The sequence below is a fragment of the Mangrovimicrobium sediminis genome, from assembly GCF_004745945.1.
GTDB classification, from domain to species: Bacteria; Pseudomonadota; Gammaproteobacteria; order Pseudomonadales; family Halieaceae; genus Mangrovimicrobium; species Mangrovimicrobium sediminis.
In genome coordinates, this window is sequence record NZ_SRLE01000001.1 from 79,869 (window position 1) to 93,644 (window position 13,776).

General features: G+C 67.1%; 15 protein-coding genes. 5 read left to right on the plus strand and 10 right to left on the minus strand.

Features of this window, described 5'->3' with window-relative positions:
- Positions 1-91 precede the first annotated feature (91 nt).
- Positions 92-1,030, plus strand: a complete 939-nt coding sequence (locus E4634_RS00400) for a D-hexose-6-phosphate mutarotase (RefSeq protein ID WP_135440625.1) — start codon at positions 92-94, stop codon at positions 1,028-1,030.
- On the opposite strand, the gene E4634_RS00405 is transcribed toward E4634_RS00400, so the two are convergent.
- Positions 1,005-1,592: a hypothetical protein gene (locus E4634_RS00405; protein WP_135440626.1), complete on the minus strand. Its 588-nt coding sequence runs from the start codon at positions 1,590-1,592 to the stop codon at positions 1,005-1,007. The genes E4634_RS00400 and E4634_RS00405 overlap by 26 nt on opposite strands.
- A 203-nt stretch (positions 1,593-1,795) precedes the next feature.
- Between E4634_RS00405 and mutS the strand changes: the two genes are divergently transcribed.
- The 4 genes from mutS to E4634_RS00425 all read left to right on the plus strand — a co-directional run bounded on the left by mutS (position 1,796) and on the right by E4634_RS00425 (position 6,247).
- Entirely contained in the window at positions 1,796-4,333 is a 2,538-nt protein-coding gene (gene mutS, locus E4634_RS00410) for a DNA mismatch repair protein MutS (RefSeq protein ID WP_135440842.1), read from the plus strand.
- A gap of 118 nt (positions 4,334-4,451) precedes the next feature.
- Positions 4,452-4,775: a ferredoxin FdxA gene (gene fdxA / locus E4634_RS00415; RefSeq protein WP_135440627.1), complete on the plus strand. Its 324-nt coding sequence runs from the start codon at positions 4,452-4,454 to the stop codon at positions 4,773-4,775.
- A gap of 67 nt (positions 4,776-4,842) precedes the next feature.
- Positions 4,843-5,406, plus strand: a complete 564-nt coding sequence (locus E4634_RS00420) for a nucleotidyltransferase family protein (protein WP_135440628.1) — start codon at positions 4,843-4,845, stop codon at positions 5,404-5,406.
- 76 nt (positions 5,407-5,482) lie between these two features.
- Positions 5,483-6,247, plus strand: coding sequence for a hypothetical protein (locus E4634_RS00425; protein WP_135440629.1), 765 nt, complete (start codon positions 5,483-5,485; stop codon positions 6,245-6,247).
- 10 nt (positions 6,248-6,257) lie between these two features.
- Here the strand turns inward: E4634_RS00425 and E4634_RS00430 are convergent, their stop codons facing one another.
- The 9 genes from E4634_RS00430 to E4634_RS00470 form a co-directional block, all read right to left on the minus strand.
- Positions 6,258-7,472: a CaiB/BaiF CoA transferase family protein gene (locus E4634_RS00430; protein ID WP_135440630.1), complete on the minus strand. Its 1,215-nt coding sequence runs from the start codon at positions 7,470-7,472 to the stop codon at positions 6,258-6,260.
- 85 nt (positions 7,473-7,557) lie between these two features.
- Positions 7,558-8,613, minus strand: coding sequence for an RNA polymerase sigma factor RpoS (gene rpoS, locus E4634_RS00435; RefSeq protein WP_240725034.1), 1,056 nt, complete (start codon positions 8,611-8,613; stop codon positions 7,558-7,560).
- A 170-nt stretch (positions 8,614-8,783) separates the two neighbouring features.
- Positions 8,784-9,632 (minus strand): peptidoglycan DD-metalloendopeptidase family protein, encoded by an 849-nt coding sequence (locus E4634_RS00440; RefSeq protein WP_135440631.1) that lies wholly within the window; start codon positions 9,630-9,632, stop codon positions 8,784-8,786.
- An 11-nt stretch (positions 9,633-9,643) separates the two neighbouring features.
- A complete protein-coding gene (locus E4634_RS00445) occupies positions 9,644-10,579 on the minus strand; it encodes a DUF368 domain-containing protein (protein ID WP_206046745.1) in 936 nt (311 codons plus the stop codon).
- A gap of 4 nt (positions 10,580-10,583) precedes the next feature.
- Positions 10,584-11,216, minus strand: a complete 633-nt coding sequence (locus E4634_RS00450; protein WP_434783489.1) for a protein-L-isoaspartate(D-aspartate) O-methyltransferase — start codon at positions 11,214-11,216, stop codon at positions 10,584-10,586.
- Between the two features lie 22 nt (positions 11,217-11,238).
- Positions 11,239-12,279 carry a tRNA pseudouridine(13) synthase TruD gene (gene truD / locus E4634_RS00455; protein WP_135440633.1) on the minus strand — a complete coding sequence of 347 codons (1,041 nt, stop codon included), beginning with the start codon at positions 12,277-12,279 and terminating at the stop codon, positions 11,239-11,241.
- 32 nt (positions 12,280-12,311) lie between these two features.
- Positions 12,312-12,788, minus strand: coding sequence for a 2-C-methyl-D-erythritol 2,4-cyclodiphosphate synthase (gene ispF, locus E4634_RS00460; RefSeq protein WP_135440845.1), 477 nt, complete (start codon positions 12,786-12,788; stop codon positions 12,312-12,314).
- A gap of 2 nt (positions 12,789-12,790) precedes the next feature.
- On the minus strand, positions 12,791-13,489 hold the full coding sequence (ispD, locus tag E4634_RS00465) for a 2-C-methyl-D-erythritol 4-phosphate cytidylyltransferase (RefSeq protein ID WP_135440634.1): 699 nt from the start codon (positions 13,487-13,489) through the stop codon (positions 12,791-12,793).
- Entirely contained in the window at positions 13,486-13,776 is a 291-nt protein-coding gene (locus tag E4634_RS00470; RefSeq protein ID WP_240725035.1) for a septum formation initiator family protein, read from the minus strand. The genes ispD and E4634_RS00470 overlap by 4 nt, the downstream gene beginning before the upstream one ends.

Consider the following 13,776-nt stretch of genomic DNA (forward strand, 5'->3'; position numbering starts at 1 on the left):
CGGGCGCGGGAACCGCGGGTCCGGCGGACCTACATGCCCGGGCTGAAAACTGCTAACGTCGGGGGATCAATCCCGCGGTAACCGGACCCCGATGAGCAATTCCCTGCGAGCCACGCTGTACCAGCGTTTCGAGAAACTGCCTGGCGTCAGGCTGGAACAGCACGGGCAGCTACTGGCCCTGCGCGTCGAGAACCAGGCGGCGAGCGCACTGGTGTTCCTGCAGGGCGCCCAACTGGCCCACTACCAGCGCCAGGGTGAACACCCGGCCATCTGGCTCAGCCCGCAGTGCACCTACCAGCGCGGCAAGCCGCTGCGCGGGGGTGTGCCGGTCTGCTGGCCCTGGTTTGGCGACCTTGAACGCAATCCCGCCGCGATTCGCCGCCAGTGGCGCGCCGCCGACGCCCCCGCCCACGGCTTCGCGCGCAACCGGGACTGGCGACTGGACGATGTCAGCTGCCCGGACCCCGAGCGCACGCTGATCGACCTCAGCCTCACCGTCGCCGCCACCGACGACGCCGCATGGCCGCTGGGCGCGCTCCTGCAACTGCACATAGAAGTAAGTGCGCGTCTGCGCATCGAACTTCGGGTAAGCAACCAGGCTGCGACCGCCTTCTACTATTCCGGCGCCCTGCACAGCTATTACGCGGTCAGCGCTATCGATACCGTGCGCGTCGACGGCCTGCAGCGCCTGAATTACATCGACTGCGCGCGGGACTGGGACCACGGTCGCCAGCACGGTGAACTCGCCATCGACGGCGAGACCGACCGCATCTACCACGGGGCCTGGGGCCCAATTCGCGTCATCGACCACGGCTGGCGCCGGGTGCTGCACCTGAGCAGCGAGGGCAGCGATAGCGCGGTGGTGTGGAACCCCTGGGTGGAGAAATCGCAGCGGCTGTCGGACTTTGCCGACGACGCCTACCGGGGCATGCTCTGCGTGGAAACCGCCAACGCGGGCGAGGACTTCGCCATCGTCGAACCCGGCGAAACCCGCCGGCTCGGATTCACCCTGCGCTGCCGACCGCTGTAGGACGGCGGCGATTGCCCAGCCACAGTGCGCCCAGTGCCGGCGCGAACAGCCAGGCCGCCGCCGGCAGTGGAACCGGCGAGGTGAACAGGTCGGAGTCCTCGCTCAGGAGCCAGGCACCACCGCCGCCAAACGTGTCCGCCTCGGCCGCCCCGAGTGCGATATTCACCGTGGTCACGGTCAACAGCGTCAGTTCGGCGCCACTGGCGTTGCGGAAATTGCCGACAATGGAGGAGAAGCTGGCACCGTCCTGTGCGATGTTGATACCAAGGGCGCTGGTCGCATCAGCCTCGCTGAATTGCTGGTCGCCGAAGGTGAAGCGGAATTCGTAGGCGTCTTTGTCCAGGAACAGAATCGAGCCCGGCGTGCCCAGTGAAGCATCCAACTGGAAGCCGCCGCTGACGGTTTCCCCGGCAGCCAGCCCGAACGCCGCGCAATCGGTATTGCGCAGGTCGGTGCAGGTGCTGGAAAACTCGAAGACCACCGTGGCGGCCCGGGCGGGAATCGAGACCAGCAAAAACGCTGCGAACAGGACCGGCGATACACGAAAAGACTTGCAAAACATGGGCGAACCCCCCGGGGGCATGCTGGAGACCGCGACGCCGCGGTTCAGGGAAGCGTAGCAGCGCCAACCGCCACCGACAAACCTGGGCGCTACCCTACAGCCCCCGGCGGAAAGCTGGTAATGTTGCCCCCTCCTATCCGGACGCAAACCACCCGACGTTGAGCCAGAAAACCGCCCAGGAAGACCTCACCGGCCACACGCCCATGATGGTGCAGTACCTCGCCATCAAGGCCCAGCACCCGCACGATCTCGTGTTCTACCGCATGGGCGATTTCTACGAACTGTTCTACGACGACGCCAAACGCGCCGCACAGTTGCTGGACATCACCCTCACCGCACGCGGCAAGTCCAACGGCGAGCCCATTCCCATGGCCGGCGTGCCCTTCCACGCGGCGGAGGGCTACCTGGCACGACTGGTGCGTGCCGGCGTGTCGGTAGCGATCGCCGAGCAGATCGGCGACCCGGCCGCCAGCAAGGGGCCGGTAGAGCGCAAGGTGGTACGGGTGGTCACCCCCGGCACCCTGTCCGACGAGGCGCTGCTCGATGAGCGCAGCGAGAGCCTGCTGATGGCGGTCAACCAGCACGGCGAACGCTTTGGCCTGGCCTACCTGGACCTCGCCAGCGGTCGCTTCCGCGTGCAGGAAGTCGATGGGGAGGAAGCCCTCGCCGGCGAACTGCAACGCCTGGCCCCGGCCGAAACCCTCTACCGGGAGAGCATCGGCCACACCGTCGTCCGTAGCCGCCGCGGTGCCCGCGGCCAGCCGGAGTGGGAGTTCGACACGGCCAGCGCACGGCGCGCCCTGAACACCCAGTTCCAGACCCACGACCTCGCCGGCTTCGGCTGCGAGCAACTGGACCTCGCCCTGGGCGCCGCCGGTTGCCTGCTGCAATATGTGAAGGACACCCAGCGCAGCGCCCTGCCCCACATCCGCGGGCTCAGTCACGAGCGCCGCGAGGACAGTGTGATCCTCGACGCCGCCACCCGCCGCAACCTGGAGATCGACACCAACCTCGCCGGCGGTGAGGAGAACACCCTGTACGCGGTGCTCGACGAGACGGTCACCGCCATGGGCGGCCGCCTGCTGCGGCGCTGGCTGCACCGGCCGCTCACGCGGATACCGGTGCTCGAGGCACGCCAGGAAGCGGTCGGCGCACTGTGTGCCAGCTATGGTTACGAGGGCGTGCGCGAGGCGCTCAAGCCGATCGGCGATATGGAGCGCATCCTCGCCCGCGTCGCCCTGCGCTCGGCGCGGCCGCGGGACCTCAGCCGGCTGCAATCCTCGCTGGCGGCGCTGCCGCAACTGCGCGAGGCGCTGCCCACACTGGACTCGCACCTGCTGCGCGAACTGGATGGACAGGCCGCCGACTACCCCGCCCTGGTCGCGCTGCTGGATAGCGCGATCATCGAAAACCCGCCGGTGGTGATTCGCGACGGCGGCGTGATTGCCGAGGGCTATGACGCCGAACTGGACGAGTTGCGCGCCATCAGCAGCGGCGCGGCGGAATACCTGCTGGACATCGAGCGGCGGGAGAAAGAGGCGACCGGGCTGTCCTCGCTCAAGGTCGGCTACAACCGCGTGCACGGCTACTACATCGAGATCGGCCGCGCCCAGGCCGAGCGCGCACCGGCCCAGTACATTCGCCGGCAGACCCTGAAAAACGCCGAGCGCTTCATCACCCCAGAATTGAAGACCTTCGAAGACAAGGCACTTTCCAGCAAGAGCCGCGCCCTGGCCCGGGAAAAAGCCCTCTACGACGACCTGCTGGAGCGCCTCAACGAGGACCTCGCCGCACTGCAGGACACCGCCGCCGCGGTCGCCGAGATCGACGTCCTCGCCTGCCTCGCCGAGCGCGCCGACAGCCTGCGCCTGTGCCGGCCGCAGTTTGTCGAAGAGCAGGTGTTCGAGGTCAGCGAGGGCCGCCACCTGGTGGTGGAGCAGGTACTGGACGAACCGTTTATCGCCAACGACACGCTGCTCGACGACAGCCGCCGCATGCTGCTGATCACCGGACCCAATATGGGCGGTAAATCCACCTACATGCGGCAGAACGCGGTGATCGCGCTGCTCGCCCACATCGGCAGCTTCGTGCCCGCCGCCGCCGCGCGCCTGGCGCCACTGGACCGCATCTTTACCCGCATCGGCTCCTCAGACGACCTCGCCTCTGGCCGCTCCACCTTCATGGTGGAGATGACCGAGACCGCGAACATCCTGCACAACGCGACGCCGCGCTCACTGGTGCTGATGGACGAGGTGGGCCGCGGCACCAGCACCTTCGACGGCCTCAGCCTGGCCTGGGCCGCGGCGGTGGAACTGGCGCGCGAGGTGCGCGCCTTCACACTTTTCGCCACCCACTATTTCGAGCTGACCGCGCTGCCGGAGATCTGCCCGAGCCTGGCCAACGTACACCTGGATGCCACCGAGCACGAGGACCACGTGGTCTTCCTGCACCACATCCAGGAGGGCCCGGCGAACCGCAGTTTCGGCCTGCAGGTGGCGAAGCTGGCGGGCATACCACCGCCGGTGCTGGCTGCCGCGGCCGCCAAACTGCACGAACTGGAGACCGCCGGGGAGAACAGCCAGGCGCCGGGCGCGGGGGCTGCGGCGTCGTCGCCACAGGTGGACCTGTTCGCCGCGCCCGCGCCACACCCGGTGGCCGCGGCACTGGAAGCGCTGGACGTGGATGGCCTGAGTCCGCGGCAGGCGCTGGATACCCTGTACCGCCTGCGCGACCTGCTCTAGCACACACCCTGCCGCCCTTCTCATCCGGCGGCCTTGCAGTTAAACTAGCGCCCCCTGAGCCGGGCCGGGCGGCGCCGGGGCAAGGCACGAACCAGGAATCCCGTGAGGCACGAATAGCATGACGTTTGTTGTAGGCGAAGATTGTATCAACTGTAAGCACACCGACTGTGTGGAAGTCTGCCCGGTCGACTGTTTCTACGAGGGGCCGAACTTCCTCGTTATCCACCCGGACGAGTGCATCGACTGCGCCCTGTGCGAGCCCGAGTGCCCGGTGGACGCCATCTTCTCCGAGGACGAACTGCCCGAGGACCAGCAGGTATTCCTCGAACTGAATGCAGAGCTGGCCGAGATCTGGCCGAACATCACCGAGATGAAAGACGCCATGCCGGACGCCGAAGAGTGGGCCGGCAAGCCGGGCAAGCTCTCGCTGCTCAAGCGCTGACAGCGGCCGCCTGAACAAGCCCCGCACTGCGGGGCTTTTTTATTTCTGAACCCGCGAGGCAGGCACCATGTCCGAACGCGGCATCCTTATGCTCGCCGCCGGTTTCTCCCGGCGCTTCGGCGCCGACAAGCGCCGCGCAACACTGGCCGACGGCAGGCAACTGCTGGTGGCGAGCGCCCAGAATGCCCTGGCCAGCGGGCTGCCGCTGCGGGTCTGCCTGCGCCCGGACGACGAAGCACTGGCCGAAGCCCTGACCGAACTCGGTGCACAGGTGGTGTGGTGTGACAACGCCGCCCGCGGTATGGGCGCCACGCTGGCGCAGGGGATTGCCACGGTGGATGACTGGCAGGCCGCACTGGTCGCACTGGGGGACATGCCCGACGTACATCCGGACACCTTCGTCCGGGTCGCTGCCGCGACCGACGCGGCGAGCATCTGCCGCCCGACTTGGAGCGGCACCCCCGGTCACCCGGTCGGCTTTGGCCGCGACTGGTTTGCGAGCCTGCGCCAACTGGATGGCGAGCGCGGCGCGCGCGAACTGTTGCGGCAGCACGGCGCACAGGTAATCACCCTGGCGCTGCCGGACCCGGGCATCCTGCGCGACGTGGACACCCCGCAGGATCTGGTTTGATCACCCTGTGCTGGCACATCGCCCTGCGCTCTTTTATAGTCCCTGCTGTTAATGTTGTGCACTGGCTAAGCTCCTGATGGAACCGGAAAAACCCACCACCTTCTTCGGCCTCGACTGGCGGATCGCCCTCGGCTTCGCGGTTTCCTTCGTGTGGATTACCGGCGGATTCCTCTACCTGGCCAGCATCGTCGGGCTCAGCCAGTTCATCCACCTGCCCACCGCGGACATTGGCAGCTTCCTGGAGGGCGCCTTCGCCCCGCTGGCGTTCCTGTGGCTGGTCATCGGCCACTTCATGCAACAGAAGGAGATTGTCGCCAACACGCGCGCGATCTTCCTGCAGGAGCAAAGCGCCCGCCGCCAGGAAATGCACGCGCAGCGGGACTCGTTCTTCAAGCTGCAGACCCTGGTGCAGGACCAGTTGGGCTCCATCGCCGCGTTCCACTACATGTCGCTGCAGGCCCTCATCGGCACCGAGGACGAAGACACGGACGCACTGACCGCAGAACAGACCCTGGGCGCCTCCAGCGACTCGGCCTGGTTTATCCGCAAGATGATCGCCCTGGCGGTGAGCAACCGCCAGGACCAGGCAAAAATGCACGAGATTTTCTTCGGCACCGAACTGCGCGAGCGCCACTCGGACAACTACATCAAGACCTTCCGCAAGCTGCTGCGCGCCGCCGAGGCGGTAGACACCGACAACATGGTCAGCGAGGCGCTGTTGCACGGCTCTCCGGCGGGCATCCTCTACCGCATCATTCTCATGGTGCAGGGGGAACAGTTGATCGACTCGTTGATGTCGCTGTCGAACGAACCCGGCTCCGGCCGCAGTATGGCCGGCTGAGCCACCGCACTCAGGCGATGACGCCCTCGGCGCGCAGTGCCTGCAGCGCCTCGTCGGATAAACCCAGCAAACCCTGCAGTATCTCGGTGTTATGGCTGCCGACAGCACCGCCAGGCCAGTCCGTGCGCCCGGGCGTTGTCATCAGGCGCGGCGCAATGGCGGGAATCTTCAGGGGTTCGCCGTCGATGGTGACGTTCTCGAACATGCCCCGCGCGATGAAATGCTCGTCGGCCATGATGTCGGCGATGCTGTTGATCGGACCTACCGGTACCCGCGCCTCCTCCAGGGTGGCGATGATGTAACTGGAGGCGTGCGCCGCGCACCAGTCCGCCAGCGCCGCGTCGATGGCCCCGTCGTGGCGCACACGGCCGGCGTTGTCCGCCAGGGCCGGGTCCGCGGCCATGTCCGAACGGCCGGCGGCGGTCATCAGGCGTTTGAAGATGGAATCGCCGTTGCCGCCGATCACCACGTACTTGCCGTCGTCGCACAGGTAGGTGTTGGTGGGCACGATGCCGGTGACGGTGGTGCCCGAGGGTTCACGCACGACACCGGCGCCGTCGTACTCGGGCACGATGGCCTCCATCAGGTTGAAGATGGATTCATACAGGGCGACATCGACCACCTGGCCCTCACCACCGGCGCGCTGGCGCTGCAACAGGGCCAGCGCAATACCCAGCGCTGTGTGAATCGCGGCGAGGGTATCGCCCATGGAAATATTGGTGCGCACCGGCGCCTGGCCCGGCTCGCCGTTGATATAACGAAAGCCCGCATAACCTTCGGTGACCGAGGCATAGCCGGGTTTGTCAGCGTAGGGACCGGTCTGGCCGTAGCCGGAAATGCGCGCATACACGAGGCCGGGGTTGTCCGCCTTGATGGTGTCAGGTCCCAGCCCCCAGCTCTCCATAAGTCCGGGACGGAAGTTCTCCACCAGCACGTCCGCATCGCGCAACAGGGCGCGCACCAGTTCGCGGCCGCGCTCGGTTTTCAGGTCCAGGGTTACGCTTTTCTTGTTGCGGCCGAGACTGCGGTACCACAGGGAGGTGCCGTCGCGCAGGATGCGCCAGCCGCGGATGGGGTCGCCGCCGGGCGGTTCGACCTTGATCACCTCGGCGCCGAAATAGGCCAGGATGGTGCCGGTGAAGGGGCCAGCCAGCAACTGGCCCAGTTCGATGACGCGTATGCCATCCAGCGGTCGTGCACCTGTGGCCGTGTTCTCCAATTGCATGCCCTCCCCGGGCCAGCTGAAAAGTCACGGCCATTAAAACAAAAAAAGGCGCGACCAGCGCGCCTTTACCAGTAGCAGCGGTGGGTCAGCCGAACAGGGATTCGCCGGTGAGACCGTGGTGTTCCATGATGCCGCGCAGGCGCTTGAGCGCCTCCACCTGGATCTGGCGCACACGCTCGCGGGTAAGGCCGATCTCGCGGCCGACTTCCTCCAGCGTGCTGCTCTCGTGACCGCGCAGGCCGAAGCGACGCACGACGACCTCGCGCTGCTTTTCGGTCAGCTCGTCCAGCCAGCAGGCGATGTTTTCCTTGATGTCCGATTCCTGCAGCAGCTGGGACGGGTCGCTCTCCTGCAGGTCGGCAATGGTATCGACCACCGACTTGTCGGAATCCGGACCGACCGGTGTATCCACCGAGGTGACGCGTTCGTTGAGGCCGAGCAGGCGTTTGACGTCGTCCGCCGGTTTGTCGAGCATCTCGGCGATTTCTTCCGCGGTGGGTTCGTGGTCGAGCTTCTGGGTGAGTTCGCGCGCCGCGCGCAGGTAGACGTTGAGTTCCTTGACCACGTGGATCGGCAGGCGGATGGTGCGGGTCTGGTTCATGATCGCCCGCTCGATGGTCTGGCGAATCCACCAGGTCGCATAGGTCGAGAAGCGGAAGCCGCGCTCCGGGTCGAATTTCTCCACGGCGCGAATCAAACCAAGGTTGCCCTCTTCGATCAGGTCGAGCAGGGTCAGGCCGCGGTTGATGTAACGACGGGAGATTTTGACTACCAGGCGCAGGTTGCTTTCGATCATGCGCTTGCGCCCTTCTTCGTCGCCCTTGCGGGCCAGACGGGCGTAGTGTTTTTCCTCGTCGGGTGTCAGCAGCGGCGAGTAGCCGATCTCGTTGAGGTAGAGTTGGGTGACGTCCAGGGACTTTTCGACCCGGCTGGCGGTGCGCGCCTTGGCCTCGTCGAACATCTCGTCCTCGAGACTGCTGTCGTCCGCGTCATTATCCTGCGAGTCAAGCATCGCCTCTTGCGCGCTGTCGTCGTCGCCATCGAGTTCGATGACACCCCTCTCGGCTTTCACGCCGGCCCCCTTGAGCTGCTGCATCTTGCGAGAACTCCGTTTCTCTACTGCGGTGTTTTCCAGTTCCATGGCGCCCCCCCGAAACCTGTTGCTGGCAAAGTCTGCAAGCCGTCCCCCAAACACCGGGCAGGACAGGCTAACTCAACCATCGGAGCAAACACAAGCAACCGTGCAAACAATTGCACTAGCTAACTTTACACTCCGGGACGAGATGTGCCGCACCGCCTTTTGCCGCGACGTCAACGCCGGGGCAGAACCCCGAGAGGGTCGATCGGCTTGCCCTCCCGACGAATCTCGAAGTGCAGGCGCACCGAATCCGTGCCGCTACTGCCCTTCTCCGCGATCTTCTGGCCGGCGCTGACACTGTCGCCCTCGCCAACCAGCAGGCGTTCGTTGTGGCCATAGGCGCTGAGATACTGCTCGTTATGCTTGATGATCAGCAGTTCGCCGAGGCCGACAATCCCGGTACCGGCGTACACCACCTGTCCCGCCGCGACGGCAATCACCGGGTCGCCGCGGGCACCGCCGATATCGATACCCTTGTGCACGGTCGCCGAATAGTGCCGGATAACCTGCCCGTCAGAAGGCCAGCGCCAGCTGCGCACCGGGCCGAGGTCCACCGATGAGCCAGTTTTAGCAGGCGTCGATGACGCTTTAGTGACCGCCGGTGGGGGGGCCGGAGCTTTTTTGGCCGCTGGCGTGGGGACTTTTGCCGCGGGCTGCGCTGCCGGTTTGGCCACGGTGGTGGGACGCGACGGCGCCGGGCTGGGCGCAGGCTGGTCGCGCTCGAGCAGCACCAGGCGCTGCCCGGGGTAGATGGTGTACGGCAGCGGGATCTTGTTAGCGGCCGCCAGCCGGCGGTAGTCGAGGCCGTAGCGAAAGGCGATGGAGTACAGCGTATCCCCGCGCTGCACAGTGTACCCGGGCTGGGTGCTGAGGGTTTGTACAGGGGCTGGCTGCGGCGCGCGGGCCGCATTGCGATCCTCCACCGGGGCGCGCACATTGCCGCCGCAGGCCACCAGCAATGCCGTGACAAGGCAGCCGGCCAGGAATCTGATGTCACACCTCGGGTTCGCCTGCGTGCGCATCGTCGCTGGATTCAGCCCGTGCGGGCTTCCCTCGTGGCACCACCCCAGCGGTGGTCGATCAACCACACCAGCGCCAGGCCGCCCAGCGCCAGGACCACGCACAGCGGCACCAGCGGGTCCTGGCCGGTGAGCGTGTGAAATTCGCCGGGCAGCACCGGGACCTGCTGGGCCGGACGCGGGTGACCGTCGCTGCCGGTGGTCCAGACCAACACCTGCTTCCAGGGCCAGACCACCAGCAGCGAACCGAACAGGAAGCCGGTGAGCATCGCCATGGTGGGTTCGTGAAAGCGGTGCATCAGCCAGTACAGCAGCCGCGAGAAACACAGCAGTCCGGCAGCGGCGCCGACGGCGAACACCGCGATCACCGCCAGGTCCAGGCCCTTGAGCGCGCCGATGATCGTGCCGTACATGCCCAGCAACACCAGGATGAAACTGCCGGATATCCCGGGAAGAATCATCGCGCAGATGGCGAGGAAGCCGGCGATGAACACCCCGGGCAGGCCGAAGTGCAGGTTCAGTGCCGGCGCCAGCGCGATCGCCGTGGCCGTGGCGACCCCGACCAGCAGGCAGGCGGCCCGGGTCGCAGTCCAGCCGCGCACCTGGCGCAGCAGCACCAGGGCCGAGGCGAGGATCAGGCCAAAGAAGAACGCCCACAGCGGTACCGGGTGGTGCTCGAGCAGCCAGGCGATCAAACGCGCCAGGCTCACCACGCTGGTGGCGATACCGGCCAGCAGGCAGAGCAGGAAGGTACCGTTGACGTGTGCCCAGGCGCCGCGGATATCCAGGCGCAACAGCAGGCGCAGGCACTCCAGGTCGAAGGCGCGGATGCTGCCCAGCAGCGTGTCGTAGATGCCCGTGATAAAGGCGATGGTGCCGCCGGACACCCCGGGGACGATATCCGCCGCGCCCATCAACAGGCCGCGCAGGTAGATTCCGAGCTTGTCCAAGGGCTCAGCGCACCGTGCCGGGACGCAGTGGTACGAAACGAACGGGCTCGACCACGGTGGTCTCGAAGCCCTCGGCGCTGCGGTCGACCACGTGCAGGAACTGGGTCTCCTCGCCCACCGGGATCACCAGCCGGCCACCGGGCGCGAGTTGCTCGAGCAATGCCTCGGGAATCCGCTGGGGCGCCGCCGCCGCGAGTATGCCGTCGAAGGGCCCGCGCTCCGGCCAGCCGAGGGCGCCGTCCGCATGCGAGACCTGCACGTTGCGCAACTTGAGCTGGCGCAGGCGCTGGCGCGCGCGCTGCAGCAGTGGCTTGATGCGCTCCACGCTGTAGATCTCGGGCACCAACTGGGCCAGCACCGCGGTCTGGTAGCCGGACCCGGTACCGATTTCCAGCACGCGCTGCGGTACGCCGCGCTCCAGCAGAAGTTCGGTCATGCGCGCGACGATATAAGGTTGTGAGAGGGTCTGCTGGTAACCGATGGGCAGGGCGACGTCCTCGTAGGCGCGGTGCGCCATGGCCTCGTCGAGGAACAGGTGGCGCGGCGTGGTGCGCATCACATCGAGCACGCGCTGGTCGCGAATGCCCTCGTCGACGAGGCGCTGGATGAGCCGCTCGCGCGTGCGCTGCGACGTCATGCCGATACCGTTGAGGTCTACGCTATTCACTCCGCGAACCACTGTGCTGCCCCATTGTCTCCCCTGCCTGCCGCCCCCGGTCGGCAATCTGCATGAACTCCGCAAGCAGGGCCGTGGCGTAGCCGCCGGCACCCAATCCGAAGGTCAGTAGCAGGCTGCCATCATCACAAAACTGCCAGCAAAAGTCATCAGCGAGCAGGCGCGTCGCCCGCCAAGCCAGCTCCAGCCCCATGCGCTCCAGAAACTCGCAGGTCTCGGACTGTTCGGCCAGGGCCGCGCGCGCCGGGGCGGCGGCCGCAGCCAGCCTGTCGCTACCCCGGCCCCACAGCGGCAATGCCGGGTGCAGGTCGGCACGGGCGCAGCGCGCCTCGATGTCGGCATCCACCTGCGCGCACTGGAACAGGCTGTGGGTACCGGCAAGCATGCAGACATCGCCGGGGCGCACGCGGTCCCAGTCACCGTCGGCGACGCGCTGCCCGAGCAAGTGGTTGAACAGCGACGAGCGCAGGGCGGAGAGATAGATGCTGCGCCGGTTGCGCGAGATCCTGCGCCCGCCCTCGCGCATCCAGCGCTGCGCCTGGGCCAGGGTGGCGTCGTCGCGCCCGAAGCGCTGCTCGCCAAAATAATTGGGCACGCCCTGCCGGGCGATCAACTCGAGCCGCGCAAGCAGCGCCGCGGAATCCGCCTCCAGCTCGCGCAGGCGCAGGGTGAAACGATTGCCGCGATGCACGCCGCGCTTGAGCTTGCGGCGGTGCCAGGTGGCTTCGAGGACGCGCACCTCGCCGCCAGCCTCAAGCGCCGACCAGTCCGGCGCCGGACGACCGGCGAGCCCCACGCTGAACCACTGCCTCGTCACGGCATTGCGGTCCTTCATGCCGCTGTAGCCGATTTCCCGCGGGTGTACGCCGGCCAGCGTCGACAGGCGCTCGGCGAGTTCCGGCGTGGTCAGTTCGCGCTTTTCGAGGTGCAGGAAGGCGTGCTCGCCACTTCCCTCGGGGATAAAACCGAGTTGCTCCTCGACCAGGAAATCCTCCGGCTGGACGCGCATCAGCGCGCTGGCCACCGGTGCTCCGGTGGCGGTGGGACAGCCACCGTTCACGCTGGTGCGCCGAGCAGGACCACCGCGTGAGCGGCGATGCCCTCCTCCCGGCCGGCGAACCCCAGGCCTTCGGTGGTGGTGGCCTTGATACCGACGCAGCCCACGCCCACCTGCAGGTCGGCGGCGAGATGCGCGCGCATGGCATCGATGTGCGGGGCGAGCTTCGGTGCCTGCGCGATCAGGGTGGAATCGATGTTGTGTACGGTGTACCCGGCGTCGACCACCAGTTGATAGACACGGCGCAGCAGTACGCGGCTATCGATGCCGGCGTTGGCCGGGTCGGTATCGGGGAAGTGCCGGCCGATGTCGCCGGCGGCGATGGCACCCAGCAACGCATCGCACAGGGCGTGCACCAGCACGTCGCCATCGGAGTGGGCGGCCAGGCCGCGGCTGTGGGGAATGCGCACACCGCCGAGGACGACGGCGTCGCCCTCGGCAAAGCGGTGCACGTCGTAGCCGTGACCGATGCGCAGGGTCACTGCTGCTCCTCTTTCCAGGCCAGGTACCAGGCGGCCAGCGCCAGGTCGTCCGGCGCCGTCACCTTGAAGTTGGCGGGCGACCCGGGCACCAGTTGCACCGGCAGGCCGGCGTGTTCCATCGCCGAGGCCTCGTCGGTCACCGGCAGGCCCTGCGCCAGTGCGCCCTCGAGGGCCGCGCCGAGTTCGCCAAGGCGAAACATCTGCGGCGTCTGTGCGCACCACAGGCGCGAGCGATCCAGGGTGTGCTCCACCAGGCCGCTGTCGCCGACATACTTGACGGTATCGACGATGGCCTCGGCGAGTATGCCGCCGACCTGGGAGGCCAGCACCTGGTCAATCAGCCGCGCCAGGTCGGCCTCGGGCAGGCCGGGTCGCGCCGCGTCATGCACCAGCACCCAGTCGTCCGGGTCGCCGGGCACGGCGCGCAGGCCGGCCAGTACGGAATCGGCGCGCTGCGCACCGCCGGTGACGCGCTGCACACGGGGGTCGGCAAACAGGGGCAGCGTGTCCGCGTGGGTGTCGTTCTCGCTGACCGCAACGGTGACGCTCTCAATGCGCGGGTCGCGCAGCAGCGCATTGACCGAATGCTCGAGCAGGGTGACACCGTCGAAGCGCAGGTACTGCTTGGGAATGTCGCTGCCCATGCGGGTACCCACACCCGCGGCGGGCACTACCGCGTGACAGCGACCACTCACGGCTGCTCTCCGGGCGCAGGGCTGGCGTCTTCCTCGACCTGGTAAAACACCTCGCCGTCACGCACCAGGTTGAGCTGTTCCCGGGCGCGCTGTTCCACGCCCTGGTTGCCGCTTTGCAGGTCCAGCACCTCGCGCTCCAGCACCGCATTGCGGGTGCGCAATTCCTCGTTCACGCGGTCGAACTCCTCGACCTGCGCGCGCAGGCGGTGCACCTCGGCGAGACTGCCGTCAGCGAACCACAGCCGGTACTGCAGGAGCAGCAACAGGGCGACCAGTATCGCCAGCAT

Bases quoted from the DNA above. Each gene is read 5' to 3' on its own strand.
- E4634_RS00400 (WP_135440625.1), top strand. From the start codon at position 92: ATGAGCAATTCCCTGCGAGCCACGCTGTACCAGCGTTTCGAGAAACTG.
- E4634_RS00405 (WP_135440626.1), bottom strand. From the start codon at position 1,592: ATGTTTTGCAAGTCTTTTCGTGTATCGCCGGTCCTGTTCGCAGCGTTT.
- mutS (WP_135440842.1), top strand. From the start codon at position 1,796: ATGATGGTGCAGTACCTCGCCATCAAGGCCCAGCACCCGCACGATCTC.
- fdxA (WP_135440627.1), top strand. From the start codon at position 4,452: ATGACGTTTGTTGTAGGCGAAGATTGTATCAACTGTAAGCACACCGAC.
- E4634_RS00420 (WP_135440628.1), top strand. From the start codon at position 4,843: ATGTCCGAACGCGGCATCCTTATGCTCGCCGCCGGTTTCTCCCGGCGC.
- E4634_RS00425 (WP_135440629.1), top strand. From the start codon at position 5,483: ATGGAACCGGAAAAACCCACCACCTTCTTCGGCCTCGACTGGCGGATC.
- E4634_RS00430 (WP_135440630.1), bottom strand. From the start codon at position 7,472: ATGCAATTGGAGAACACGGCCACAGGTGCACGACCGCTGGATGGCATA.
- rpoS (WP_240725034.1), bottom strand. From the start codon at position 8,613: ATGGAACTGGAAAACACCGCAGTAGAGAAACGGAGTTCTCGCAAGATG.
- E4634_RS00440 (WP_135440631.1), bottom strand. From the start codon at position 9,632: ATGCGCACGCAGGCGAACCCGAGGTGTGACATCAGATTCCTGGCCGGC.
- E4634_RS00450 (WP_434783489.1), bottom strand. From the start codon at position 11,216: ATGACGTCGCAGCGCACGCGCGAGCGGCTCATCCAGCGCCTCGTCGAC.
- E4634_RS00470 (WP_240725035.1), bottom strand. From the start codon at position 13,776: ATGCTGGCGATACTGGTCGCCCTGTTGCTGCTCCTGCAGTACCGGCTG.